This is a genomic window from Pseudomonas sp. Pse79, assembly GCF_024519615.1.
Taxonomy (GTDB): Bacteria; Pseudomonadota; Gammaproteobacteria; order Pseudomonadales; family Pseudomonadaceae; genus Aquipseudomonas; species Aquipseudomonas veronii.
Genome location: NZ_JALJRR010000010.1, coordinates 121,849 through 146,238 on the forward strand (window position 1 = coordinate 121,849; position 24,390 = coordinate 146,238).

At 62.5% G+C, this 24,390-nt stretch carries 23 protein-coding genes; 9 read left to right on the forward strand and 14 right to left on the reverse strand.

Going from position 1 to position 24,390, the window contains the following annotated elements; genetic code table 11:
• Window positions 1-13: 13 nt before the first annotated feature.
• The 5 genes from NR164_RS14980 to NR164_RS15000 all read right to left on the reverse strand — a co-directional run bounded on the left by NR164_RS14980 (window position 14) and on the right by NR164_RS15000 (window position 2,747).
• Window positions 14-481 carry an LTXXQ domain protein gene (locus tag NR164_RS14980; RefSeq protein ID WP_046382269.1) on the reverse strand — a complete coding sequence of 156 codons (468 nt, stop codon included), beginning with the start codon at window positions 479-481 and terminating at the stop codon, window positions 14-16.
• A 169-nt stretch (window positions 482-650) separates the two neighbouring features.
• Window positions 651-1,328 (reverse strand): response regulator transcription factor, encoded by a 678-nt coding sequence (locus NR164_RS14985; RefSeq protein ID WP_046382270.1) that lies wholly within the window; start codon window positions 1,326-1,328, stop codon window positions 651-653.
• A 7-nt stretch (window positions 1,329-1,335) separates the two neighbouring features.
• Window positions 1,336-1,743, reverse strand: a complete 408-nt coding sequence (locus NR164_RS14990; RefSeq protein WP_057004520.1) for a hypothetical protein — start codon at window positions 1,741-1,743, stop codon at window positions 1,336-1,338.
• Window positions 1,744-1,849: 106 nt separating this feature from the next.
• On the reverse strand, window positions 1,850-2,149 hold the full coding sequence (locus NR164_RS14995) for a YciI family protein (RefSeq protein WP_046382272.1): 300 nt from the start codon (window positions 2,147-2,149) through the stop codon (window positions 1,850-1,852).
• A 1-nt stretch (window position 2,150) separates the two neighbouring features.
• Window positions 2,151-2,747 (reverse strand): septation protein A, encoded by a 597-nt coding sequence (locus NR164_RS15000; RefSeq protein WP_046382273.1) that lies wholly within the window; start codon window positions 2,745-2,747, stop codon window positions 2,151-2,153.
• A gap of 87 nt (window positions 2,748-2,834) precedes the next feature.
• Between NR164_RS15000 and NR164_RS15005 the strand changes: the two genes are divergently transcribed.
• The 5 genes from NR164_RS15005 to rluB all read left to right on the forward strand — a co-directional run bounded on the left by NR164_RS15005 (window position 2,835) and on the right by rluB (window position 7,634).
• On the forward strand, window positions 2,835-3,698 hold the full coding sequence (locus tag NR164_RS15005) for a PHP domain-containing protein (RefSeq protein WP_046382274.1): 864 nt from the start codon (window positions 2,835-2,837) through the stop codon (window positions 3,696-3,698).
• A 13-nt stretch (window positions 3,699-3,711) separates the two neighbouring features.
• Window positions 3,712-4,341 carry an L-threonylcarbamoyladenylate synthase gene (locus tag NR164_RS15010; RefSeq protein WP_017847159.1) on the forward strand — a complete coding sequence of 210 codons (630 nt, stop codon included), beginning with the start codon at window positions 3,712-3,714 and terminating at the stop codon, window positions 4,339-4,341.
• A 120-nt stretch (window positions 4,342-4,461) separates the two neighbouring features.
• A complete protein-coding gene (locus tag NR164_RS15015; protein ID WP_169850570.1) occupies window positions 4,462-5,160 on the forward strand; it encodes a ScpA family protein in 699 nt (232 codons plus the stop codon).
• Window positions 5,161-5,172: 12 nt separating this feature from the next.
• Window positions 5,173-6,099 carry an SMC-Scp complex subunit ScpB gene (gene scpB / locus NR164_RS15020; RefSeq protein WP_079444579.1) on the forward strand — a complete coding sequence of 309 codons (927 nt, stop codon included), beginning with the start codon at window positions 5,173-5,175 and terminating at the stop codon, window positions 6,097-6,099.
• A 290-nt stretch (window positions 6,100-6,389) separates the two neighbouring features.
• Window positions 6,390-7,634, forward strand: a complete 1,245-nt coding sequence (gene rluB / locus NR164_RS15025) for a 23S rRNA pseudouridine(2605) synthase RluB (RefSeq protein ID WP_017847162.1) — start codon at window positions 6,390-6,392, stop codon at window positions 7,632-7,634.
• A gap of 111 nt (window positions 7,635-7,745) precedes the next feature.
• Here the strand turns inward: rluB and NR164_RS15030 are convergent, their stop codons facing one another.
• Together NR164_RS15030 and NR164_RS15035 are read right to left on the reverse strand one after the other, a co-directional pair.
• A complete protein-coding gene (locus NR164_RS15030; protein WP_017847163.1) occupies window positions 7,746-8,705 on the reverse strand; it encodes a hypothetical protein in 960 nt (319 codons plus the stop codon).
• Window positions 8,706-8,778: 73 nt separating this feature from the next.
• Window positions 8,779-8,916, reverse strand: a complete 138-nt coding sequence (locus NR164_RS15035; protein WP_003175756.1) for a hypothetical protein — start codon at window positions 8,914-8,916, stop codon at window positions 8,779-8,781.
• A gap of 648 nt (window positions 8,917-9,564) precedes the next feature.
• On the opposite strand from NR164_RS15035, the gene NR164_RS15040 reads away from it, so the two are divergent.
• Window positions 9,565-10,980 carry an amino acid permease gene (locus NR164_RS15040; RefSeq protein WP_057004518.1) on the forward strand — a complete coding sequence of 472 codons (1,416 nt, stop codon included), beginning with the start codon at window positions 9,565-9,567 and terminating at the stop codon, window positions 10,978-10,980.
• 110 nt (window positions 10,981-11,090) lie between these two features.
• Window positions 11,091-11,504, forward strand: a complete 414-nt coding sequence (arfB, locus tag NR164_RS15045) for an alternative ribosome rescue aminoacyl-tRNA hydrolase ArfB (RefSeq protein ID WP_017847165.1) — start codon at window positions 11,091-11,093, stop codon at window positions 11,502-11,504.
• Here arfB and NR164_RS15050 read toward each other — a convergent pair.
• The 4 genes from NR164_RS15050 to NR164_RS15065 all read right to left on the reverse strand — a co-directional run bounded on the left by NR164_RS15050 (window position 11,501) and on the right by NR164_RS15065 (window position 13,658).
• A complete protein-coding gene (locus NR164_RS15050; protein ID WP_177033487.1) occupies window positions 11,501-12,697 on the reverse strand; it encodes an MFS transporter in 1,197 nt (398 codons plus the stop codon). The two genes, arfB and NR164_RS15050, sit on opposite strands and share 4 nt — an antisense overlap.
• A gap of 103 nt (window positions 12,698-12,800) precedes the next feature.
• Window positions 12,801-12,983, reverse strand: a complete 183-nt coding sequence (locus NR164_RS15055; protein WP_046382277.1) for a hypothetical protein — start codon at window positions 12,981-12,983, stop codon at window positions 12,801-12,803.
• 74 nt (window positions 12,984-13,057) lie between these two features.
• Window positions 13,058-13,186 (reverse strand): hypothetical protein, encoded by a 129-nt coding sequence (locus NR164_RS15060; RefSeq protein WP_255320444.1) that lies wholly within the window; start codon window positions 13,184-13,186, stop codon window positions 13,058-13,060.
• 160 nt (window positions 13,187-13,346) lie between these two features.
• Window positions 13,347-13,658 (reverse strand): DUF962 domain-containing protein, encoded by a 312-nt coding sequence (locus NR164_RS15065; RefSeq protein ID WP_017847169.1) that lies wholly within the window; start codon window positions 13,656-13,658, stop codon window positions 13,347-13,349.
• A 160-nt stretch (window positions 13,659-13,818) separates the two neighbouring features.
• On the opposite strand from NR164_RS15065, the gene NR164_RS15070 reads away from it, so the two are divergent.
• Entirely contained in the window at window positions 13,819-14,877 is a 1,059-nt protein-coding gene (locus tag NR164_RS15070; RefSeq protein ID WP_046382278.1) for an AraC family transcriptional regulator, read from the forward strand.
• Here the strand turns inward: NR164_RS15070 and NR164_RS15075 are convergent.
• Window positions 14,834-16,288 (reverse strand): TrkH family potassium uptake protein, encoded by a 1,455-nt coding sequence (locus tag NR164_RS15075; protein ID WP_079444576.1) that lies wholly within the window; start codon window positions 16,286-16,288, stop codon window positions 14,834-14,836. The two genes, NR164_RS15070 and NR164_RS15075, sit on opposite strands and share 44 nt — an antisense overlap.
• Before the next feature lie 157 nt (window positions 16,289-16,445).
• On the opposite strand from NR164_RS15075, the gene NR164_RS15080 reads away from it, so the two are divergent.
• A complete protein-coding gene (locus tag NR164_RS15080; RefSeq protein ID WP_256822906.1) occupies window positions 16,446-20,621 on the forward strand; it encodes a dermonecrotic toxin domain-containing protein in 4,176 nt (1,391 codons plus the stop codon).
• Between the two features lie 78 nt (window positions 20,622-20,699).
• Here the strand turns inward: NR164_RS15080 and NR164_RS15085 are convergent, their stop codons facing one another.
• Both NR164_RS15085 and NR164_RS15090 read right to left on the reverse strand, forming a co-directional pair.
• Window positions 20,700-22,043 (reverse strand): imelysin family protein, encoded by a 1,344-nt coding sequence (locus NR164_RS15085; RefSeq protein ID WP_102617884.1) that lies wholly within the window; start codon window positions 22,041-22,043, stop codon window positions 20,700-20,702.
• Between the two features lie 127 nt (window positions 22,044-22,170).
• Window positions 22,171-24,222 carry a bifunctional diguanylate cyclase/phosphodiesterase gene (locus NR164_RS15090; protein ID WP_017847174.1) on the reverse strand — a complete coding sequence of 684 codons (2,052 nt, stop codon included), beginning with the start codon at window positions 24,220-24,222 and terminating at the stop codon, window positions 22,171-22,173.
• Between the last annotated feature and the right edge of the window lie 168 nt (window positions 24,223-24,390).

Below are 24,390 nucleotides of genomic sequence, written 5' to 3' on the forward strand. Positions count from 1 at the left end.
TGAAGCTAACGCATTATTGCGCTTTTTGCGGCTGCTGCGCTTTCCAGGCCTGGAATTCCTTCCATTCGGCGCGGCGTTGTTCCTGTTTCTTGACGATCTCGTCGAATTTCTTCTGCTGGTCAGGCTTGAGTACGGCACGGATATCGGCCTGGGTTTTCTGCTTGCCGGCGGCGATTTCATCTTGCATGGCTTTCTGCTCAGCAGCCGGGAGTTTGTCCAGGTACTTTTTGACCAGGTCTTTGCGAGCCTGCCATTGGTCACCCATCAGCTTGCCAATTTGCTCGCGCTGTTCCTTGCTCAAGTCCAGCTGGCTGAGTGGGCCACCTTTGCCACGCGGACCGTGTTCACCGCCGTGGCCCGGGCCACCCATCATCATGTGGCCTTCTGGGCCGCCCATCGGGCCTGGGCCTTCGGGCATTGCCGCCATGGCAACGGTGGGCAGGGCAGCGGCGAACATCAGAGCGATTAGGGTCTTGCGCATGGTGATTCTCCTGTCTCTATTCCGGTGAGTCCGGATGTGAGTAGATTACGGAGATCAAGGTCAGCGGCGGTCAGGTGTGGGTAAAGCTTGGGTAAAGAGGGTTTTGGCGGCGCCTGACAAAACCCTTGGGAACGAGCAGATCAACGGTGGGATCAGTGTGGCGCGGGGTTCAGAGGCTGTAGTAGTAGCCGCGGCTGCGCAGCGCCACGATCCGTGGCCGGCCATCCGGGTGCGGGCCGATCTTCTTGCGCAGATTGCTGACGTGCATGTCGAGGCTGCGATCGTAGAGGGTCAACTTGCGGCCGAGGGCGATCTGCGCCAGTTCCTGTTTATCCAGCGGTTCGCCGGGCTGGCGCAGCAAGGCTTCGAGCAGGCGGCTTTCGGAGACGGTGAGGGTGAATTCCTGATTGTCGATGCTGACCACGCCGCGCACCGGGCTGAAGCACAGGTCGCCCAGTTCCAGCTGGGTCGACACGGCAGCCGGGTGGCTGCGGCGCAGCACCGCGCGCAGGCGGGCAGTCAGTTCCCGCGGGTCGCAGGGCTTGGCCAGGTAATCGTCGGCGCCCAGTTCCAGGCCGAGGATGCGGTCCAGCGGCTCGCCCCGGGCCGACAGCATCAGCACCGGCAACTCCGGATGGTCGTTGCGCAATTGCTTGAGCAGCTCCAGGCCGCTGCCGTCGGGCAACATCACGTCGAGCACCACGGCCGCCGGGGCGCTGTCGGCCAAGGCTTTGCGGGCGCTCAAACCGTCGTGGCAGGCGCGCACCTGGAAGCCTTCCTGGCCCAACCAACTGGTCAGCAGCTCACAGAGCTCCTGGTCATCATCTATCAGTAACAGCTCGCTCATGACTCACTCAATTTAGCCATTGTCGACGGCGACGGTGCCCACCGCTGGCGAAGATCCCGCACAGCAAGGCGATCAGCGCGACGGCCGCGCCGGTGACAAACCACTGCTGCTGCTCGGTCAGCCATCGGGTCAAGCCGCCGCCCTGTACCTCTTTGAGTTGCTGGGCCAGGCGTTGGTTCTCTTGGCGCAAGCGACTCAACTGGGCACTGTCACGCGCAGCATCCGTGGTTTGCAGTTGCTTGCTCAGTTCTTCACGCAGCCGTTCGCTTTCTTTCAAGCGTTGCTGCAATTCGGTGATCTGGCTGCCGGCGCTCAAGGACAGGGGCGTAGAACTGCCGGTGCTTGAGGTTTCTTCAGCGTGGGCCGTAGCCCCGATCATTAACACTGCCAACAGACACAACTGACGTAAGCGCATCGGAACTCCTGATTCCACACGAATATTCAGAACGTTGTCGGCAGGTTACCCAGAATAATGAGCAATTAGGAGTGCGCCGAACCGAATTGGTTCGGCGCGACCGGGGTCAAGGCAGGACTTGCTTGAACGGTTTGATCACCACGTCCGCGTAGACGCCGGCCGCTACATACGGATCGGCCTTGGCCCAGGCCTGGGCATCGGCCAGGGACGCGAACTCGGCAACGATCAGGCTACCGGTGAAACCGGCGTCGCCCGGGTCGTTGCTGTCGATCGCCGGGAGCGGGCCGGCCAACACGATGCGGCCTTCGGCCTGCAGTACTTTCAGGCGCTCGACGTGGGCCGGGCGCGCGGAGAGGCGTTTTTCCAGCGAGTTGGCAACGTCGGTGGCAATGATGGCGTAGAGCATGTCAGTCCTCGGTTTTCGGCGAAGTGGGGTCGGTGTCATGCAGGTGGCGCGACAGGTAGATGCCTTGGCCGACCAGGAACAATACGGTCATGCCCAGGCTGCCGAACACCTTGAAGTCGACCCAGTAGTCCTGGAAGGTGAAGGCCACGAACAGGTTGGCGGCGCCGCAGAACAGGAAAAACACGATCCAGGCCATGTTCAGGCGCGTCCATACCGGCTCCGGCAGGGTCAGGGCGTGGCCCATGATCCGCTTGATCAGCAGGCGGTCGCCAACGAAGTGGCTGCCGATAAACGCCAGGGCGAACAGCCAGTTCACCACCGGGGCTTTCCATTTAAGGAAGGTTTCGCTATGGAAGGCCAGGGTCAGGCTGCCGAAGACCAGGCAGGCGACGAGGGTCAGCCATTGGCTTTTTTCGAGTTTGCGCTGGGAGATGAAGATGGCGCCGTAGACCACGATGGAGCTGATGATCAGCACGGCGGTGGCGCTGTAGATGCCTCCGAAGGTCAGTTCATGGCCGGCGAGATCGATGACCCTGGGGTCGAGTTTGTAAACGATGAAAAACAGCAACAGCGGGATGAAGTCGATGAATTGTTTCACAGTAAGAGCCAGAAGCTGGATGTGGCGGCATAATAACAAACATCCTTGGTAGCGAAAGCGCCACCTGACTTGAGGTTACACACTTCCGTGAATGTTGATTTGCACTGCCACAGCACGGCCTCCGATGGCGCCCTGGCGCCCGCGGTGCTGGTTGCGCGTGCGTTTGAAAAAGGCGTGCGAGTCCTGTCGTTGACCGACCACGATACCCTCGAAGGCCTCGACGAAGCCCGCGAAGCCGCCCAGGCCCTGGGCATGCAACTGGTCAACGGCGTGGAATTGTCCTGCACCTGGGGTGGCGCCACCATTCATGTGCTTGGCTACGGTTTCGACCAGAAAGCTCCGCCGCTGGTGGAGGCCATCGCCCAATTGCGCGATGGCCGCTGGCTGCGCTCCGAAGAAATAAGCCGCAAGCTCGGCCTCAAAGGCATGTCCAACGCCCTCGACGGCGCCCGGGCCATCCAGCAGGAACTGGGCGACAGCGGCAACGCACCGGCCCGGCCGCATTTCGCCGATTGGATGGTGCGCGAAGGGTTTGTCAGGGACCGCGCCGAAGCCTTTCGCAAATGGCTGGGCGCCGGCAAGCTGGGCGACGTCAAGCAGCACTGGCCGACCTTGGACGACACCGTCGAGACCCTGCGGGCCTCCGGGGCCTGGGTCAGCCTTGCACATCCCTGGCATTACGATTTCACCCGCAGCAAGCGTCGCAAGCTGATTGGCGACTATATTGGTGCGGGCGGCCACGCAATTGAAGTGGTCAACGGGCATCAACCCGCCGAACAGGTTGGCAGCCTGGCGATTCTTGCCCGCGAATTTGGTCTGCTGGTCAGCGCCGGCAGTGACTTTCATGGCCCAGGCGGCTGGTCCGAGATCGGCGAATATCGCCCGGTCCCGGAAGACTTGCCGCTCTTGTGGGGGCGATTCAAGCATGACCCCATTATTGCCACCGTCTGAACAGGTAGAGCACGTGAGTCAATTCTTCCAGATTCATCCGGAAAACCCTCAGCCACGCCTGATCAAGCAGGCTGTGGAGATCATTCGCGCCGGTGGCGTGGTGATCTATCCAACGGATTCGTCCTACGCCATCGGTTGTCAGATCGGCGACAAAAACGCGGTCGAGCGTGTCAGACGCCTGCGTCAGTTGGACGACAAGCACAACTTCGCGCTGATCTGCAGCGACCTGTCCCAACTGGGCCTGTTCGCCAAGGTCGACACCGGCACCTTCCGCCTGCTCAAGGCCCACACGCCGGGGCCGTACACCTTTATTCTCAACGCCACCCGCGAAGTGCCGCGCCTGCTGCTGCATCCGAAGAAGCGCACCATCGGCCTGCGCGTGCCGGAACACCCGATTGCCCTGGCGCTGCTGGCCGAGTTGGGCGAGCCGCTGATGAGCGTGTCGCTGATCATGCCCGGCGCCACCGAACCGCTGGAAGACCCCTACGAAATGCGCCAACTGTTGGAAAAACACGTCGACCTGATCATCGACGGTGGTTTCGGCGGTGGCAAGGCGTCCACCGTGATCAACCTGGCCGACGGCGACCCCGAAGTGATCCGCGTTGGCTGCGGCGACCCCGCGCCGTTTATGGCCGAGGCCTGAATGTCGGCCGTGGAAACCGTCGACAGCCAGGCCGGCGCCCAGCAGGAACTGCCGTTTGCCATGGTGTATGGCCAGGCGGTCATGGAAATGCCGCTGGACCTGTACATCCCGCCGGATGCCCTGGAGGTGTTCCTCGAGGCCTTCGAAGGCCCGCTGGACTTGCTGCTGTACCTGATTCGCAAGCAGAACATCAACATCCTCGACATCCCGGTGGCGGAAATCACCCGCCAGTACATGGGCTATGTCGAGCTGATGCAGTCGGTGCGCCTGGAACTGGCCGCCGAGTACCTGGTGATGGCCGCGATGCTCGCCGAGATCAAGTCGCGCATGCTGTTGCCGCGCTCGGAGACGATCGAGGCCGAAGAGGACGACCCGCGCGCCGAACTGATCCGACGCCTGCAGGAGTACGAACGCTTCAAGGCCGCCGCCGAAGGCATCGACGGCCTCAGCCGCGTGGGCCGCGATGTGGTGGTGCCCAAGCTCGATGCCCCGGAAGCCCGGGCGCGCAAGCTGTTGCCGGACGTGAGCCTGGAAGAGTTGCTGATGTCGATGGCCGAGGTACTGCGCCGTGGCGACATGTTTGAACACCACCAGGTCAGCCGCGAGGCGTTGTCGACCCGCGAGCGCATGAGCGATGTGCTCGAACGCCTCAAAGGCGGCGGTTTTGTGCCGTTTGTCGAGCTGTTCACCGCCGAAGAGGGGCGCCTGGGGGTAGTGGTGACCTTTATGGCGATCCTTGAGCTGGTCAAGGAATCCTTGGTCGAGCTGGTCCAGAATGAGCCTTTTGCGGCTATCCACGTGCGGGCGCGAGCCGAATAACGAGCTGAATCGATGAATCTGACTGAACCCCGCGAACTGGCCCCGCTGCTGGAGGCCTTTCTTCTGGCCTCGGGTAAGCCGCAATCCCTGGAGCGCCTGTTCGAACTCTTTGAAGAGGCCGAACGTCCTGAACCGCCGGTCTTCAAGAAAGCCCTGGAGATCCTGCGCAAGTCCTGCGACGGCCGCGCCTTTGAACTGCGCGAAGTGGCGTCGGGTTATCGCCTGCAGATACGTGAGAAGTTTTCCCCATGGGTCGGCCGCTTGTGGGAAGAACGCCCGCAACGTTATTCCCGGGCGATGCTGGAAACCATGGCGCTGATCGCCTATCGCCAGCCGATCACCCGTGGTGAAATCGAGGACGTGCGCGGTGTGGCGGTCAACAGCCATATCGTCAAGACGTTGCTGGAGCGCGAGTGGATTCGCATCGTCGGTTACCGCGACGTGCCCGGCAAACCGGCGATGTTCGCCACCACCAAGGTGTTCCTCGACCACTTCAACCTGAAAAACCTCGACGACCTGCCGCCCTTGGCCGAATTGCGCGAGATGGAAACCGAGCCGGAACTCGACTTCGACGACGCCCCGGTCCCGGCGAGCCTGCAGGAACTGGCCGATGCCACGGCCGAGCCGGAAGAACCGAAGGACGAAACCAGTTTCCATACCTTGTTGCTGGAACTGGACGACATGGAGCAGGGGATCAAGACCGACTTCGATGACTTGCTGCGTGATGGCGCGGCCGAGCCCGAAAGCCAGGTGAATGTTGAAGCCGAGCCAGAGCCCGAAGCGGAACCTGAGGAAGACATTCTCGGCGTCGCCCAAGCCCGCGAAAAACTCCTGGCCGCCGTCGCCGCCCTCGAACAGCCGCCGCTGAGCGACGAAGAGGACGAAGCCCGTGCCCTGGCCGAAGCCATCGAGGCCGAGCGCCGCCAGCTCGACGACTGACGCCCACCTTGTAGGAGCGAGCTTGCTCGCGAAAAACCCAAGAGCACCGCAGACAACCAGATTCCCCGCGTTATCGTTGACGATTTTCGCGAGCAAGCTCGCTCCTACAGCCGGTGGGCACCACCGGTCGGCGGAAAAACCACCGACTCGGCACTTATCGACTAGCCTCTGATGCGCAACGCGCGCCATGCGCGTATGATTCGCGACCCTTTGCCGATGTATTCGGCCAAAGCCCCGCTTTCAACACTCTTCAGGCCACGCCTGAATCGACCCACCGGGAGGTGCTTAAGATGAACGATAAAGACCAGAACGACAGCCAGGAAATCGGCCCAGCAGGCGAAAAACTGCAAAAGGTGCTGGCGCGTATCGGCGTGGGCTCGCGCCGCGACGTCGAAGCCTGGATCACCCAGAAGCGCATCAAGGTCAACGGCGTCGAGGCCACCCTTGGCCAGCGCGTCGACCTGCACGATGCAATCACCATTGATGGCAAGGTCATCAAGCGTGAAGAGGCCGCCGAATCGGTGCGCCGCGTGATCATGTACAACAAGCCCGATGGCGAGATCTGCACCCGTGACGACCCGGAAGGCCGTCCGACCGTGTTCGACAAGATGCCAAAGCCCAAAGAAGGCCGTTGGATCAACATCGGCCGTCTCGACATCAACACCACCGGCTTGCTGATGTTCACCACCGACGGTGAGCTGGCCAACCGCTTGATGCACCCGTCCTACGAGATGGACCGCGAATACGCCGTGCGTGTGCGTGGTGAAGTCGACGACGAGATGATCGAACGCTTGAAAGCGGGCGTCGTCCTCGAAGACGGCCCGGCCAAGTTCACCGACATCAAGCAAGCACCCGGCGGCGAAGGTTTCAACCACTGGTACCACTGCGTGGTGATGGAAGGTCGCAACCGTGAAGTGCGTCGCCTGTGGGAATCCCAGGGCCTGGTGGTCAGCCGCCTGAAGCGCGTGCGCTTCGGTCCGGTGTTTCTCAACTCCGACCTGCCGATGGGCCGCTGGCGCGAAATGAGCCAGTACGAAGTCGACATCCTCAGCGCCGAAGTCGGCCTGACGCCGGTCGCGATGCCGCAGATGAACGCCAAGAGCAAAGACAAGCTCGAACGCATGCAGCGTAAATCGTCGCGCCCGGTGGCCCGCACCGAACGCGTTGCCCGCACCCTGCGCCCGGCGCTGGATGCACCGGCTACCGGCGGGCGGATTTCCCGTGAGCCGCACATTGAAGGCGAGCGTCGTCCAACCGCGCCATCGCGTCAGGAAGGCGAACGTGCGCCACGCACGCCGCGTCCTGCCGGCCGTGGCGAAGCGCCAAGCGGTGGTCGCGGTAATCGCGGTGAAGCCGGTCGCGGTGCGCCCGCAGGTCGCCCGGCCGACAACGCCAGCACCAAGCGCCCAGCCAAGCCCGCGCCGAACAAGCGCCCAGGCCTGAAACTGGTGGCGGACGAGCCGTCGGGCAAGCGCCGTGGCGCGCCGGCCGGTTCCGGTCAACGCCCGGGTTTTGGTCGCAAGAAACCGCAGTGATGTAACGGCTGCATAAAAACGCCAACCCTCGGGTTGGCGTTTTTTTTGGATCTGCATTTGCAATGCCATCAACTGTGGGAGGGAGCAAGCCCCTCCCACAGTTGGATCTGATCAGAACGCAAAGGTGCCATCGAACACCGGCTTGTCATCCAACGCCAACACCCCGCTGGCGAAGATCAAATCCAGGTGATGACTGCCTTTCTGCCCGCCACCCAACCCAAGGTGCAGGCCGCAGTGACGCTCTTCGAACCCGGCGTTGCGCGCATACAGATCCTTGACCCCTTCATTGGTACCGATCCCCAGTTCCTCCACGCGGCGGTTCGATGGGTTGGCGTTCAGGTACTTGTTGAAATCGTCCGCCAGCCCCGGGACGTCGCTGGCCACACTGCAGATGGTCGAGTTTTCGATCCACAGCTCCAGCGGTGATTGCAGCACGCCATATTTGCGTGCGAAGGGGATGGTGCTGAGGAAGGTGCCGACAAACCGCACCTGGCCGTTGATGGCTTCGCTGTGGGTGGCGATCTCGCCGGGGGCCAGGTCGTGGTTGCCGATGCCGTTGATATTGGTCCACTTCTTGATGCTGCTCAGCGGTGCTCGCAGGCGTGAGCCGTGCCGATCGCTGAAGCTCAGCACCGAGGCCTGGGACATGCGCCGGATCAGCGTGGCGTTGAGGTCGGCGATGCGTTGCGGCTCGACGCTGAAGGTGTCGTAGAAGTAGTCGCCGTAGTCCTTGAACAGCAGGGATTTTTTCCAGTGCTCGGCCATTACGCCATGCAAGGCGCGGATAAAGTCCGGGCCTTCGGCGCGGGGGTTGGGCAGGGTCGAGGCGTCGTAGAAAAACAGGTACAGGTCGCAGGTTTCGATGGCTTCGGCCAGGGTGTCGCTGGCGGCCAGGTCCAGGCGCTGCACCTGGAAGTTGAAGCGGGCGGCGCTGCCGAGGCTGATCGCCTGGGCAATCGCCTCGTAGCGTTCGGTATGGCCCAGCAGCACGGTCGGCCGGCTCAAGCCGCTGAGGGCCGGATGGTGGGCCAGGTAGTAGAGAAAGTGTTCGACGGCGCGGGCCTTGTCCATGACGGGTGTCCTTGTGTGCCTTGGGTAAGGGGGCAGGCGCAGCGCACTGCGCCTGCCGGATGCCTGCCGAGGGTTAGAACGGCCACATCGCGGTGCCAAAAGGCACCACGGCATCGGCTTGCATCATTTCAACGGCGGCCTCATGGGTCGGCGCTTCAAACCAATCGTCGAGTTGCAGTTCGGTTTCCAGGTCGTTTTCCAGTGCTTGCATGGTGTATCTCCTAGAGGACGTTGTTTGAGAACGGCTTACCCGCGGGCTTCGCAGGGCAAGTGAAAGAACCTAGGTGAGAGTGTTTCGGAATGCAAAAATTTTATTGACACGGTCTCATTTGGATTTTTTGTTCTGTTTTTGACGCGCCATTTTTTCCTCATGCAAAACAGCGCACTGGGGCAGGCGAGTGTTCGGATATGTCCTACCGCCAATTTTTTGTGAACTGACAGATACTGGCTGGGTGTAACGCCGATTTTCCGCGCTGTAACGATTGATTTACGCAAAAGGCCTGCGGTATCGGGCCGGTGCCGTGCTGTAAGGAATACCTGACAGATTGTCGCGGAGGCTCGCCAGGGCCGTCCGCAAGCGGTCGAGCGGTGTACAATGCGCCGCGTTTTACTGTGACCCCCTTGCGTAACCGCGCAAAAGGCCAAGACCTCAGGGTTTATCCACCCTGATCACTCCGCCTGGCCACGAGCCAGACGGGTTCGATTTCGTCACAGATAAAAACAAACAGGTGACGCATGACCGATAGAACGACGCTGTATTCCTGGTGCCTGCGCTGGGGTTTGAGCGGCGCTGCTTGAGTCGCACATCAAGGCAGCAACCTGCATTCAACATCATCAAACCTTGCGTGAGAGCCTTTTCATGAGTGGACCCGATTCCTCTTCAGGCGAACTGAAACGTGGCCTGAAAAACCGTCATATCCAGTTGATCGCCCTCGGTGGCGCCATCGGCACCGGCCTGTTCCTGGGCTCGGCCGGGGTGCTCAAATCCGCCGGCCCGTCGATGATCCTGGGCTATGCCATCTGCGGCTTCATTGCCTTCATGATCATGCGCCAACTCGGCGAAATGATCGTCGAAGAGCCGGTAGCCGGTTCCTTCAGCCACTTTGCCCACAAATACTGGGGCGGTTTCGCCGGCTTCCTGTCGGGCTGGAACTGCTGGATTCTGTACATCCTGGTGGGCATGTCGGAGCTGACGGCTGTCGGCAAATACGTGCATTACTGGTGGCCGGAGATTCCGACCTGGGTGTCGGCGGCGGCGTTTTTCGTGTTGATCAACCTGATCAACCTGGCCAACGTCAAAGTCTTCGGCGAGGCCGAGTTCTGGTTCGCCATCATCAAGGTGGTGGCCATCGTCGGCATGATCGCCCTGGGCAGCTACCTGCTGGTCAGCGGCAGCGGCGGCCCGCAAGCCTCGGTGAGTAACCTGTGGGAACACGGCGGCTTCTTCCCCCACGGTGTCGGTGGGTTGGTGATGGCCATGGCGCTCATCATGTTCTCCTTCGGCGGCCTGGAAATGCTCGGCTTTACCGCGGCCGAAGCCGACCAGCCACGCACCGTGATCCCCAAGGCGATCAATCAGGTGATCTACCGCATCCTGATCTTCTACATCGGCGCCCTGGTGGTGCTGTTGTCGCTGACGCCGTGGGACAGCCTGCTGGCGACCCTCAATGCGTCCGGCGATGCCTATAGCGGCAGCCCGTTCGTGCAGGTGTTTTCGATGCTCGGCAGCAACACTGCCGCGCATATCCTCAACTTTGTGGTGCTGACCGCCGCGCTGTCGGTGTACAACAGCGGCACCTACTGCAACAGCCGGATGCTGCTGGGCATGGCCGAGCAGGGCGACGCGCCGCGGGTGTTGGCGAAGATCGACAAGCGCGGCGTGCCGGTGCGCTCGATCCTCGCCTCGGCGGCGATCACCCTGGTGGCGGTGCTGATGAATTACCTGGTCCCGCAACACGCGCTGGAACTGCTGATGTCGCTGGTGGTGGCCACGCTGGTGATCAACTGGGCGATGATCAGCTTCTCCCACTTCAAGTTCCGCCAGCACATGAACCGCACCGGCCAGGTACCGTTGTTCAAGGCGCTGTGGTATCCGTATGGCAATTACCTGTGCCTGGCGTTCGTGGTGTTTATCCTGGTGATCATGTTGATGAGTCCGGGGATTCAGGTCTCGGTGTATGCGATCCCGGTGTGGGTGGCGTTCATGGGGCTGTGTTACTGGATCAAGAACAAGCGCCGCGCGGATCAGCGTCTGGCGATGGCCGCGCTGGAGTAACCCTTCGATGCTGTTGAGCAAACCCGGCCGCGTGCCGGGTTTGTCGTTTGAAGGGATGGGCGGGGCGCATTCGCGTATCCTTGGGCTCCCCTTAGAGGAACCCGTTGCTCATGCTGGTGATTTCCAACAACGTCCACTTGCCCGACGCCGAGATCGAGCTGACCGCCATTCGCGCCCAGGGCGCCGGCGGGCAGAACGTCAACAAGGTGTCGAGCGCGGTGCATCTGCGCTTTGATATTCCGGCCTCGTCGTTGCCGGAATTCTATAAGGAGCGCTTGCTGGCACTGCGCGACAGTCGGATTACCAGCGACGGCGTGCTGGTGCTCAAGGCCCAGCAATATCGCACCCAGGAACAGAACCGCGCCGATGCGCTGGAGCGCCTGGTGGAGTTGATCCTCAGCGCCACCAAGGTGGAGAAGAAACGCCGCCCGACCAAACCGACCCTGGGCTCGAAGAAACGCCGCCTCGAATCCAAGACCAAGCGCGGCAGCATCAAGGCCGGGCGCGGCAAGGTCGACTTCTAGGCGTCGCGTGCCTCGCGGGCCCTAGGGGCTTGCCGGTACAGGTAGACACTCAGCAGCAGCCCGACCAGGGCGGCGAGGGCGGCGAACAGGAAGATCGACGCAAAGCCAAAGCCGGCCGCCACGGCCCCGGCCAGCGGGCCGGTGATCCCCAGCGACAGGTCGATGAACAGCGAGTACGCGCCCACCGCCGAACCCCGGCTGGACGCAGGCACCAGATTGACCGCCTCCACTCCCAGCGCCGGAAACACCAGAGAAAAACCGAAGCCGCTCAACGCCGCGCCCGCCAGTGCCCACGGCGCATCCGGCGCCAGCCACAGCAGCAGCAAGCCCAGCACCTCCACCGACAGGCAGGCGATCGCCACGCGAAAGCCGCCGATGCGGTTGATCAAATTGCCGAACAACAGGCGCGCGCCGATAAAACTGGCGCCGAACAGGCTCAGTGCCCACACCGCGTTATCCCAATGCTGGGTGGTGTAATACAAGGTGATGAAGGTGGCGATGGTGCCAAAGCCGATGGAGCCCAGCGCCAGTGCGCAACCGTGAGGCAATACCCGGCCCAGCACATTCATGAAAGGCAGGCGCACCCCGGCGACAATCGGTGCCGGCTCTTTGCGCCACGCCAGCAGCAGACCCACCGCCGCCAGCAGCAGGATACTCACGCCCATGCTCCACAAGCCGAGGTGACGCACCAGCAGCACCCCCAACGGCGCGCCGACCGCCAGGGCGCCATAGCTGGCGATGCCGTTCCACGAGATGACCTTCGCCGTGTTCGCCGCCCCCACCCGGCCAATGCCCCAGCCGATGGCGCCCGAACCTACCAGGCTTTCGGCACTGCCCAGCACCAGGCGGCCGATGAGCAGGCTACCCAGGCTCAGCGCCGGCAGGCTGGAAAACCACGCCGCGAGCAACATGAACACGCCGCTCAGGCCGCAGCCCGCCAGGCCGATCAGCACGGCGCGCTTGCTGCCCAGGTTATCGATGATGCGCCCGGCATACGGCCGGCTCAGCAGGGTGGCGAGGTATTGCACACTGATCACCAGCCCGGCGATCACCGCGCCAAAGCCCAGCTCACTGTGGACATAGCCCGGCAACACGGCCAGGGGAATGCCGATATTCAGGTAGCCGATAAAGGTGAACAACACGATGGAAACAACTTGCAGCGTGACCGCCATGGGGCGCTGGGTATCTGGCATGGGAAGGGTCCACTGTCGCAGCAGGTAAAGATAGGCTGCTAATGATACCGATGCTTTGGCCCGCGCAGGGCAGTAAAAAGCCAAAACGTCGGTCTAAACCGCGTCAGGACCGGGCAGGAGCGAGCAATTGCGTGGTGACCAGGGCGGCCAGGGCGTTTTCCTGGGTGCCGAAGCGCTTGAGCAGCAGGGCCTGTTTGTCCGCGTTGAGGCGGTTCCATACGTCGACCATCTGCAGGGCAGTGTCGAGTATGGCGGCGTTGGGGCTATCGGAGTGGTTGTCGGTCATGGCGGGTATCTCGGGAATTTCAGGCAGTGTGGAAAGCGCTCAAAGGTGCGCTTTCCACACGGTCTGGTACGGCGTCAGTCCTGGCTTTCGCGGTCGACTGGTTTTGCTTCTTTGGCCTCAGGCTGCTTGTCGCTGGCCTGCTGCGGTGTTGGCTGCTCTGTTGGGTGCAGGCTTGGGAAGGGGAGATTAGGTATCTCGTGCATCGTCGTCGCTCCTCGCAAAGTCTGTTTTTTCAATCGCAGGTGATTCCGCGCTCTCAAAAAGCCTTGGCAGGATACAGCACTGTAAATGACAAAAAGACTTTTATATCGACGGATGGACAAAGCGTCATCGTTAAAGCACAAGTGACCAGACGTCGCACCACTAGAACGGCACTTTGCCCAGGATCATGTCGCGGTACATCACGAAATCCCCGAGCAGGCTGTAGAACGGATGCTGGAAGGTCGCCGGGCGGTTCTTTTCGAAGAAGAAGTGGCCCACCCAGGCGAAGCCGTAGCCGGCGATGGGCACCGCAATCAGCAGGCCGAGGGCGCCTTTGCCCAGCACATACGCCAGAAGCCCAATCACCAGCGTGGTGCCGATAAAGTGCAGGCGCCGGCAGGTGCTGTTGCCGTGTTCTTTCAGGTAATACGGGTAAAACTCGGCGAAGCTATTGAATTGCTTGGTATTTCCCACGGTGATCGGCCCTCTGATTGTTATGCCGTCGAACAGTTGTTCGGCGGGGAGCTTATTTGAGTCTAGAGTGATCAGTGGTAACAGCCAGTGACATTAGATGCCACTTTAGTATCCTTGCCTTCCTGGCTGCGGTTTCAGCCTGCTTTATTAAGAAGACGCCATGAGCGAACGAACAACTTCTGCAAGCTGGGCGATGGGGATAGTCAAGGCACTGGAAATGGACGGCCTGGATTGCCAGGTGTTGTTCAAGCAATTGGGCCTGGACTATGCCGCCCTCAACGACCCCGATGCGCGCTTTCCGCAAGACTCCATGACGCGGCTGTGGCAGCGTGCCGTGGAATTGTCGGGCAACCCCGCGATTGGCCTGAACATGGGCAAAGTGGTGCGCCCGGCGTCGTTTCACGTGACCGGTTACGCGCTGATGTCCAGCAACACATTGGCGGAAGGCTTTATGCGCCTGGTGCGTTACCAGCGGATCATCGCCGAAAGCGCTGACCTGAGTTTCCGATTATTACCCGAAGGCTATGCGCTGATTCTGACAGTACATGGCGATCACCTGCCGCCCACCCGGCAAAGCGCCGAAGCCTCGCTGGCCTGTGCGCTGGCGCTGTGCGGTTGGTTGACCGGGCGTACCCTGCAACCGCGCAAGGTGCTGCTGCAAGGTGAGCAACCCGCCGACCTCGCGCCCTACAAACAGGCGTTCCATGCGCCCCTGGAATTCAACGCGGCCTATGACGCGCTGATTTTCGAGCGCGCCGACATGGAGGCGCCGCTGCCCACCGCCAATGAGGCAATGGCGCTGCTGCACGACCGGTTTGCCGGTGAATACCTGGCGCGCTTCTCCGAAAGCCGCGTGACCCACAAGGCGCGGCAGGTGCTGTGCCGCCTGTTGCCCCAGGGCGAACCCAAGCGCGAAGTGGTGGCCCAGACCCTGCACCTGTCCCAACGCACGTTGCAGCGACGTCTGCAGGAAGAGGGCACCAGTTTCCAGACCCTGCTGGACGACACCCGCCGCGAACTCGCCGAGCAATACCTGGCGCAGCCGAGCATGACCCTGCTGGAGATCGCCTATCTGCTGGGCTTTGCCGACCCGAGCAACTTCTTCCGCGCCTTCCGCCGCTGGTTCGACGCCACGCCCGGCGAGTACCGCGCGCGCTTGCTGGATGCGTCGACGGTCAGTGACGCCAGAACGCCGGGATGCACAGAACAAAGACTGTAATGATTTCCAGCCGGCCGAGCAGCATGCCCAGCGCCAGGATCCACTTGGCCGCGTCCGGCAGGCTGGCGAAGTTGCCGGCCGGGCCGATGGTTTCGCCCAGGCCCGGGCCGACCCCGGACACCGTGCTGGCGGCGCCGGTCAGCGCGGTCATCCAGTCCAGGCCGAGCAGCGACAAGGCCAGGGCGATCATGCAAATGGTGATGGCGAAGAAAAACGAGAAGGTCAGGATCGAACGCACGATCTCTTCGTCGAGACGGTGGCCGTTGTACTTCTGCTTGATCACCGCGCGCGGGTGAATCAACTGGTTCAAGTTGGCCTTGAGCAGGATATAGGCGACCTGGAAGCGGAAGATCTTGATCCCGCCTGCCGTTGACCCCGAGCAACCGCCGATAAAGCCCAGGTAGAAAAACAGCATCAGTGAGAAATTGCCCCACAGGCTGTAGTCCCCCAGTGCAAAACCGGTCGTCGTCACCACCGACGTCACGTTCAGGGCCACATGGCGCAGCGCATCCAGCCAGTGCAGGTTGGTGGTCCACCAGTACCAGGTGCCGAGCACCAGCCAGGTCATCAACAGCAAGGCGAGCAAACCCTGCACCTGCTGATCCTTGATCAACGCCCGACGGTTGCCGCGCAACGTGGCGACGTACAGGGTGAACGGCAGGCTGCCGAGGATCATCACTACCACCGCCACCCAATGCACCGCCGGTTGTTTCCAGTGCGCCAGGGACTCATCGGAGGTGGAAAACCCACCGGTGGAAATCGCCGACATCGCATGGTTGATCGCATCGAACAAGCCCATCCCGGCCCACCAGAACGCCAGGCTGCCAAGGATGGTGATGCCCACATACGCCGCCACGATCAGCCGCGCCACCATGTGCGAACGCGGCATGACCTTTTCCGAACGGTCCGAGGACTCGGTCTGGAACAGGCGCATGCCACCGATGCGCAGCAGCGGCAGGATCGCCACCGCCATGCCGATAAAGCCGATCCCGCCGAGCCAGTGCAGCAGCGAACGCCACATCAAAATGCCGGGCGATATGGTGTCCAGCCCGCTCAACACCGTGGAACCGGTGGCGGTGATGCCGGACATGCTTTCAAAAAACGAGTCGGTGTAGCTGATGTTCTGCGTCAGGAAAAACGGCAGCGCGGCGAAGATGCACACCACCACCCAACTGCTCACCGTCAGCAGGTACATGTCCCGGGGACGCAGGTGGATATGTTCCGGGCGACCGGGAATCACCAGGGCCAGGCCGGCGATAAAGGTAATCAGGCTGGCCCACAGGAACGACGGCAGGTCGCTGGTGCGTTCGAAGATCACCAGGATGGCCATCGGAACGACCATGGCGATCGCGAGGGTGATCAGGAAGATGCCGATGATAAAGCCAATGATGCGAAGGGTCGGCAACGCCATGAAGTCTGCTCGGGTGACAGGGGAAGGGCGCCATTCTACCTGGGGTGCAGGGCATGTAAACCTTGGCCGCCGATCGGCGGCGCGTAGCTATGTAGCGCATGGTTCAGGGGGGGCTTAGGCACGATGGGCCGGTATGTTTCCTATTCGAGAGGCCACCATGCCGTCTGATTTATTGTTATCTGCACCGCCAACTGTCAAGGACGCACCGCAACAGGTCGCGTTGCGCGAACAGTTAATGGCGCTCGACCGCCAGATCGCCGAGCAGTTTCAGTCGCCACCGACGTTCCATTCATTTGTGCAGCATGCGTTCGAGCAAGCATTCCCGACCTTGACGCCCAGCCTCGATGTGCGCCACGCCTTCATCCGACTGCCGGAGACGTCCATCCCGCCAGCGACGTCAGAGGCGCAACCGCCCGCCGAGGTCGAGTTGCTGCCCACGCTGTTCGATGCGGTGGTGCAACGTATCACCGCTGACCAGCCAGCGAGTTATGCGGGGCGCATGGCGACCCTGCATCGGCTGCCGGCGACGGGCGAAGCGCTGCTGCCCTTGAGCGGTATCACCCCGGCCGGGCTGGATAAATTCCTCGACCGTCTGGCCACCGGGCTGACTGCTTCTTACAGCGCTTTCGTGCAAGCCTTCTGGACGCGCGCGCGCAGCCTGACCGATGCGCGCACGCAGAAACAATGGTTGGTGCAAACCCGTATCGAACTGCTGAAAACCGAAGTGGCGCTACTGGCTGCCGACCGCCTGCTCAGCCCCGCCGACCAGGACCTGTTCGCCCTGGTGCTGCGTCACCCGCACGCCCAGGCACGACAGGCGCTGCGCGCTGACCGGCCGTGTGTCTACGCGGTTGCCCTCAAGGGGGCTCCTGGCGCTGCGGACCTGACCTTGCGCGGCGCCTTTGTGCTGACCTCCAGAGACCCGGAACAAGCCGTGGTGAGGGCGCAGGAGGCGGTCGAGCCGGCCCGGGTGCGCCCCGTGGACCCAAGCATGAACGTCGGCACGCTGCTGCTGTTTCTGCCGGACTCCGGGCTTGAAGCGTTTGACTCCCTGGCCAGCCTGGATCGGGAGCTGCATCGGCGTTTGAACCACCCCGTCGAATTCGCCGCTGTGCTCGCTGGCCTGGCGGTGGCGGATCAGGCGCAAGGCTTGGCCCTGCATCGTCAGCTCAAGGCCACGGGGCAGGTGGTCTACCATGAACAGCTCGAGTCGCCGTTCGTTGAGAGTGTCGAGGCGCAATGCCGGTTGATGCTCGACAACTTCACCTCAACCCTGTCGCGCTACCCGTCACCGGTCGACCCCATCGAAGTGGCTGAGCTGCCGCAGGTGCTGGACCGGGTCACGGACCCCGCTCGCCTTTTCAGTGCCGGCGGGGTGTTGTGGGGCCGCGAAATCAAGCGCGGGCAGGCGCAGCTCCGAACCTTTCTGCACGACGCATCCCCCGCCGATAAACAGGCGTGGCGCGCCGCGATGGCCGATTATTACGAGCTGCTGTCGCGCCTGCCGGACGCCGAGGGCTTGCCGTCGCTGGCGCAATTCAGTGATAAACCGACGCTGCTGGCATACGCCAACCAACAGCTGCGCATTCGCCTCAAGGCTGACTATGCACTGGACATCGACCCCGACACTGTCCGCGTACACACCAAAGAACCGTTCGTGCCGGCGACTGTCGTGGTTCCGGGCGCGCCTGCTCCGGCGCCGCGCGAGCCCGGTACAGCGTTGTTCCGGCAGCGAAGCCGCACGCTGACCGAGTTGGCCCTGGAGAATCTCGGCGGGCTGGATTTCAACTTCACGCACTTTTCCAGGCTCAGTGAAAACACGCGCAAAAAGCCTGATGAAGCACTGCTCCCCGAAGATCTGGAGGCGGCCCCGGCCTATGACGGGCTGACCCTGCAACAGGTCAAGGATCTGGTGCGCGCGGTCAATGTCGGACAAGGCTACGACGCCTTTCTGAAGGACCGCCTTATCACCTCGCCCGCTGCGCTCGCGCAAAAACACACCTATGGCCAAGTCATGCGGCGGCAACTGCGTCTCGACGCCATCGAGGCCAAGATCCACGGCGACTTCCTCCCGGACCGCCTGGACCGTGGCTTCAATTGGGTGCGGGCGGTGCTCGATGCCCCCGTCGACAGTGATCGGCGCGAGCGCGTCGACGGGCATCGGATTCTCGTGCAGCACTTGAAACTGCGCGGTCAGCGCGTGCGCGGGGTACTGCTGTTCGGCACGGCCGCCGCCGGGGTCGGCTCGATCGTTGTGTACACCCCGCAGGCGCCCGACGGCCGCGTGTTCCACGAGTACGCCAAAGACCGCCTGATGAGCGACTTCATCATCAACAGCAGTTGGCGCGCCTACCTGCTGGGGCGCGTGGAGCGGGCCTTCGAGCCTCACGTCCGCGCCGTGCTCAGGGGCCGCGGCGACGTGTCGATGGTGAGCCTGAGCCGGATTGCCGACGACTTCTTCGAGGAGGCTTATGAGGCTGAAGCGAACTGCGTGATCAACGACGCCGCCGCGCAAGCGAAGAGCACCCGGCAAGTCGACATTGAAACCGGCCTGAACGTCGCCACCGTGGCCTTCGACGTGCTGTCCATGGTGCTGCCGGTCAGGATCATGTTGCCGATCGGTTTGGCGCGCAGCCTGTTTTCGGTGTTCAACGCCGTCGAGGCGCTGGACCTGGGCGACCGCGCCGGTGCCGCACAGTCTTTCGTGCGCTCGCTGGGCGAACTGGTCGGTGCGCTGGTGGACGGCGCGGTCGGCGCCCGCGCACCGGTGGCGGGCTCCCGGCCAAGGGCGTTGCCGGCGGAGATGGCGCTGGGGAAAAAGCCCGACGGCGTGGCACCGTTGGCCGGATGGGAAGGCCAGGGCGTGTATCACGCGCCCTCGAACGCCGCGGGTGCCCAGCACTACTTCCTCAATGAGGGTGGGCGTTGGTACTCGATCCTCGATGACGGCGACAAAGCCGCCTGGCGGCTCAGGGACGCACGCAAGCTGACGCAATATCACTACGCGCCGATTCGGCGGAATGCGTCGGGGCAGTGGGAAATAGGTTCCCATCCGCTAGCCGGACTCAAGGGCGGCAACGCGCCGGAGCGTGCCCTCAGGGACCTTTACCCTCGGCTGGATGAGGTGCAGGCCAGACGCGTGTTTGAGTCGTTCAACTTCCCGGCGGGGCGCGAAATCGAATATCGGCTGGCCCTGGTCGAAAACCTGCGGCTGAGGCTCTCCACGGCGGCCTTCGAGACCTATCTGAACGTACCGCTTCTGCGGTTTCAGTGGCGTCTGGACGGGATTGATCTGCCAGACCTGCCGGTGGTGGCGACCCGCCATCCGCCGCCCGAGGCCACGGTGGTGCGTCCTGCAAACGAACAATTCATCGAGTGGGGCAGAACCCTCGACGTGGCCGAACTCGAGGTGGTGGATGCGACGCGGGGCATCTATCGGCGGGTTGCCGGTGATCCGCAGTGGCTGGGGCAGGAATACATCAAGATGGACCAGCGCTATTTCGCGATTTTGCCCCGCGACCCCAGCGCGCCCAACGACGTATTGATTCGTGACCCGAGGCGGCCGGCCATGCATTTCCTGGATCTGGAAAACCTGCTGCTCTCCGGCATTTACAATCAGCCCCGACAGGTGAAGTTTGCCACCGGTGACGGGCTGTGGGTCGTCGCCAGTGGCGTGCCCTTGAAAAAACTGGTCACCGCCTATGTGCGCGAGGCGTTTGCGCTGTTGACCACCCGCAGCCAAGTCGAACTCGCCCAGATCCTGTTCAATCGGGCCAACCCGGGGGGCTTGACCCAACTGGGCCTGCGCTCGCTGATACGCACCCTGCGGGACTGGCAGTTCTGGCTGCCCACGGCGCAGGGGCGGTTGGCCGATCCGTTTTCGTTGCTGCCGCCCACCCACACGCTCAGCGACGGCAGTTGGCTGTTACCGACCGCGCCCGGGCATTACCGCCGCCTGGACTTTCGTCCGGAGCCCGTCGCGGTGCCGCTGTTCAACGCGCTCCCGCCCGGCTCGGCCGGCTGGTTGCGGAGCTTGATGAGCGAGGTGGTGAGCCGCTGTCGCTACGGCGTGCTTGGCGGCTATGACGTTGCCGGCGAGCTGCTGTTCCGGCGTGCGGGGGATGTCAGGCTGTATTGGTTGAGAACGCGGCGTGTGGTCGGTGAGCGGATTGCCGCCGACGCGCAGGTTGCGCCCTACCGCAGCTTGATGGATGAGCCGACGCGAACCCTGGTCGCTCAGGCTGAGGCCAGTCATAACCTGGTACCGCTGATCGGCGGCATCCAACTGACGACGCCCATCGCGTCGCCGCAGATTTTTATCATTCGGGTGTAATGCCTTCGACTGCGGGCGTAAAAAAAATGCCCCGAGCGAGTCGGGGCATTCTTTATGGCACTTAGGCGTCGGCAGTGATCAGAACTCGTGATCAGCGCTATCCGGGTTCAGGTCGCTGATCCCCAGCTTGCCGGCAGCCGCTTCGATCGAGCCGGTCTGCTTGACCAGTGCGGCGATGGCGTCCCGCACGATCTGGTTGCCCGCGTCGTTACCCGCAGCGATCAACTGGTCGTAGTGCTCACCCTTGTTGGCGTGGTCAACCATGACCTGGATCTTCGCTTCGGTCGCCGCCAGGTCCGCTTTCAACGCGGCGTCGGCGGCCGGGTCGGCCTTGGCCACCAGGGATGACAGGCTGGCGCCGGTCATTTTGCTGCCGTCAGTGCGGGTGTATTCGCCCAGGTAGACGTTGCGGATGCCCTTGGCGTCGTAGAAGTGCGAGTTGTGGGTGTTGTCGCTGAAACAGTCCTGCTCGTCTTCCGGCGAGTTGGCTTCCAGGGACACCTTCATGCGCTCACCGGCCAGTTCGCCGAGCGACAGGCTGCCCATGCCGAACAGCATTTTGCGCAGGCCGTCGGTGGCCGGTTCGGCCTCCAGGGTGGCGCGGTAGTTGTCTTCGACGTTGGGTTTCCAGTTGCCGACCATTTCTTCCAGGTCGCTGACCAGCAACTGCGTCACGGCGCGCAGGTACGTGCGGCGGCGCTCGTTGTGGCCACCGGTGGCACCGTCGCCGGTCATGTAGTCCGACGCAGGACGGTTGCCGGCGCCCGGGCCGGTGCCGTTCAGGTCCTGGCCCCACAGCAGGAATTCGATGGCGTGGTAGCCGGTGGCGACGTTGGCTTCGGAACCGCCCAGCTCATTGAGGCTGGCGAGTTTTTCCGGGGTGATGTCCTTGACGTCGACCTTGTCTTCGCCGACCTGGATCTCGGTGTTGGCGATGATGTTGGCCGTGGCGCCTGGGTTGCCCAGCGCGTGCTCGTAGGATTTGTCGGTGTAGTCGATCAGGCCTTCGTCCAGGGGCCAGGCGTTCACTTGGCCTTCCCAGTCGTCGATGATGGTGTTGCCGAAGCGGAACACTTCGCTCTGCAGGTACGGCACGCGCGCGGCGACCCAGGCGGTACGGGCGGCTTTGAGGGTCTCGTCGTTCGGGTTGGCGAGGAAGGTGTCGATCGCGGTTTGCAGGGTTTTCGCGGTGGACTCGGCATCGCTGTACACCGCGAACACCATGTCAGCGTAATGCGCGACCACGGCCTTGGCGGCGGTTTCGTCGACCTGGCCGGCAGGGGTGGCAGCCGCCGGAGCGGCAGTGCTGGCGGCCGGGGTCGGCGCCTGGGGCGCGGCGGCCTTGTCTTTACCTTCGCCGCAACCGGCGAGCGAAATGGCAATGGCCAACAGACTGGCGGTGGCCAGGGGCATACGAATCATGGCGAACATCCTGCATCGGTCGTTGATAGGGCGCGCGGGGGCCGCGCAAAACTGCAACATAATGCGAAAGATTTGCATTTTCTGTAAAGGGTTATACGAGGGAAATCTCAACTATCGTTTGGTCGTGTCAGAGAATGGCTGCGTTATTGCGCTCGGCCTGCTTCAAATACGCCGCCAACTCCCGTGCCGGCAACGGTTTGCTGTAGTGGTAGCCCTGACCTTCATGGCAGCCCTCGGAGATGATGTAAGCCTCCTGTTCCGCGGTTTCCACGCCTTCGGCGATCACCTGCATGCCCAGGCTTTTACCCAATTGGATAATCGCGCGCACGATGGTGGCGTCGTCGTCATCGTCGAGCAGGTCCTGCACGAAGCTCTTGTCGATCTTGATCTTGTCCAGCGGCAGGCTTTTCAGATAGCTCAAGGATGAATAGCCGGTGCCGAAGTCATCGATGGCGATCAGCGCGCCGGAGCGGCGCAGGCTCAGCAGGTGCTGGGCGGCGGTGCTGATGTCTTCCATCAGGCCGGTCTCGGTCACTTCCAGTTCCAGGCTGCGTGGCGGCAAGCGATAGATCTGCATCAGGTTATTCACCACCCGTGGCAATTCGGTGTGGTGCAGTTGCACGGTGGACAGGTTGACCGCCATGCGCAGCTCGGTGAAGCCCTGGTCGTGCCATTCGCGCAATTGTCGACAGGCCTGGTCGAGCACCCATTCACCGATCGCGATAATCGTGCCGTTCTGTTCCGCCAGGGGGATGAACAAGTCCGGCGGCACCAGGCCGTGTTCCGGGTGCTGCCAACGGATCAACGCTTCGACGCCGACCACGCGGTGGTCGCGGTAGCTGATCTGCGGTTGGTACACCAGGTAAAACTGATTGCGGCTCAAGGCGTCGCGCAGGTCTTTCTCCAGTTCGCGGCGTCGGCGCATTTCACTGTCGACACTGGCGATATAGAACTGATAGCGGTTGCGCGAGCGGCTCTTGGCCAGGGTCATGGTCTGTTCGGCTTTTTGCAGCAGTTTCTCGGTGCTGTCGCCGTCTTCCGGGAACAAGGTGATGCCGATGGTGGCGCGTAGGCGAATCTGCTCGCTGTCGAGGGCAAACTCCGCTTCCAGGTCATCGAGGATGCTTTGCGCCAGCTCGGCGGCTTCGTAGGGCTGATCGATATCGGCCTGCACCAGGGCGAACTGGTCGCCGCCGAGGCGGGCGAGGGCGCCGAGGCGGCCACTGTGGGCGCGCAGGCGATCGGCCAGGGCCAGCAGCAGTTTGTCGCCGGCCTGGTAGGTGAACTGCTCGTTGACGCTTTTGAAGTCATCCAGGCCCACGCACAACACGGCGACGCGGCGCTGCCGACGGCCGGCGTCGATCAGGATCTTGTCCAGTTGCTCCTGCAGTTTCTGGCGGTTCGGCAGGCCGGTGAGAAAGTCGTACTGGGCCATGCGCAGCAGGCTGGATTCCGCTTCATGGCGCAGGTGGGTGTTGCGTTCGATGGATTCGAGCAACTGGTTGGCCGTATTGATCCACAGCCCCAGTTCATTGCGTTCGTGGCCCTTGAGCTGGGGGATCTTGTGTTCGCTGGGGCGGTCGGGGTTGATCGAGGTCAGGTGCTCGATAATCCGCGACAGCGGCTTGGTCAGCAGCCAGTGATACACCAGGTACAGCACCAGGCCCATGGCCAGTGCGCGCAGCACCCCGGAAATAAAAATGATCACCGAGCTGACAATGAAACCCTTGCCGTAGGTGGCCGTGTCGAGCGTGATGCTCAGGTCGCCGTAATACTCGCTATAGGGGCCTTTGCCGACCAGGGCGGTGGTGAACGTGCGCTCCTGGCCGAGAATCAGGTCGGTCAACCAGCGGCTGGAGGATTGCTGCAAGGCGCGGTTTTTTTCCGCGAGCATGGTTTCGTTGGGATGGCCGATGGAGGCCATGCGGACCGCGTCGTCCTGAAACAGACCTTCGATCACCTGCATGCCCATCTCGCGGTCCAGGCTGTAGACGGCCTGGGTCGAGGGGTCGCGAAACATGTCGAGGATGCGCTGGGCATCATCGGCCACGGCCTGGCGCGTCTTGTAGGCATCGAAAACGATCTGCGCCACGCTCAGCGCCACGCCCACGATCAATGCCGACAGCAGCACAACCCGTAGCAACTTCACCGACAAGCTGTTTTTGAGTTCCAGCTTCAAAGGGGCATTCCTTGTCTCATGCGGGTGGCCTTCAATATGCCATGAGTATTGGCAATCTGGTGATGGCAGTCAAAGGAACATTGCGGCGCGATGCTCCATGACGCCATGGTGGGCCGGTCTGTTGCAGGCGGGGTCGTCAGGCGAGGGGGGAATTCAAGTGATGGCGGA

Bases quoted from the DNA above. Each gene is read 5' to 3' on its own strand.
- rluB (WP_017847162.1), top strand. From the start codon at position 6,390: ATGAACGATAAAGACCAGAACGACAGCCAGGAAATCGGCCCAGCAGGC.
- NR164_RS15070 (WP_046382278.1), top strand. From the start codon at position 13,819: ATGAGCGAACGAACAACTTCTGCAAGCTGGGCGATGGGGATAGTCAAG.
- NR164_RS15060 (WP_255320444.1), bottom strand. From the start codon at position 13,186: ATGCACGAGATACCTAATCTCCCCTTCCCAAGCCTGCACCCAACAGAG.
- arfB (WP_017847165.1), top strand. From the start codon at position 11,091: ATGCTGGTGATTTCCAACAACGTCCACTTGCCCGACGCCGAGATCGAG.
- NR164_RS15040 (WP_057004518.1), top strand. From the start codon at position 9,565: ATGAGTGGACCCGATTCCTCTTCAGGCGAACTGAAACGTGGCCTGAAA.
- NR164_RS15080 (WP_256822906.1), top strand. From the start codon at position 16,446: ATGCCGTCTGATTTATTGTTATCTGCACCGCCAACTGTCAAGGACGCA.
- NR164_RS14980 (WP_046382269.1), bottom strand. From the start codon at position 481: ATGCGCAAGACCCTAATCGCTCTGATGTTCGCCGCTGCCCTGCCCACC.
- NR164_RS14985 (WP_046382270.1), bottom strand. From the start codon at position 1,328: ATGAGCGAGCTGTTACTGATAGATGATGACCAGGAGCTCTGTGAGCTG.
- NR164_RS14990 (WP_057004520.1), bottom strand. From the start codon at position 1,743: ATGCGCTTACGTCAGTTGTGTCTGTTGGCAGTGTTAATGATCGGGGCT.
- NR164_RS15035 (WP_003175756.1), bottom strand. From the start codon at position 8,916: ATGCAAGCACTGGAAAACGACCTGGAAACCGAACTGCAACTCGACGAT.
- NR164_RS15085 (WP_102617884.1), bottom strand. From the start codon at position 22,043: ATGATTCGTATGCCCCTGGCCACCGCCAGTCTGTTGGCCATTGCCATT.
- NR164_RS15055 (WP_046382277.1), bottom strand. From the start codon at position 12,983: ATGACCGACAACCACTCCGATAGCCCCAACGCCGCCATACTCGACACT.
- NR164_RS15075 (WP_079444576.1), bottom strand. From the start codon at position 16,288: ATGGCGTTGCCGACCCTTCGCATCATTGGCTTTATCATCGGCATCTTC.
- NR164_RS15030 (WP_017847163.1), bottom strand. From the start codon at position 8,705: ATGGACAAGGCCCGCGCCGTCGAACACTTTCTCTACTACCTGGCCCAC.
- NR164_RS14995 (WP_046382272.1), bottom strand. From the start codon at position 2,149: ATGCTCTACGCCATCATTGCCACCGACGTTGCCAACTCGCTGGAAAAA.
- NR164_RS15050 (WP_177033487.1), bottom strand. From the start codon at position 12,697: ATGCCAGATACCCAGCGCCCCATGGCGGTCACGCTGCAAGTTGTTTCC.
- scpB (WP_079444579.1), top strand. From the start codon at position 5,173: ATGAATCTGACTGAACCCCGCGAACTGGCCCCGCTGCTGGAGGCCTTT.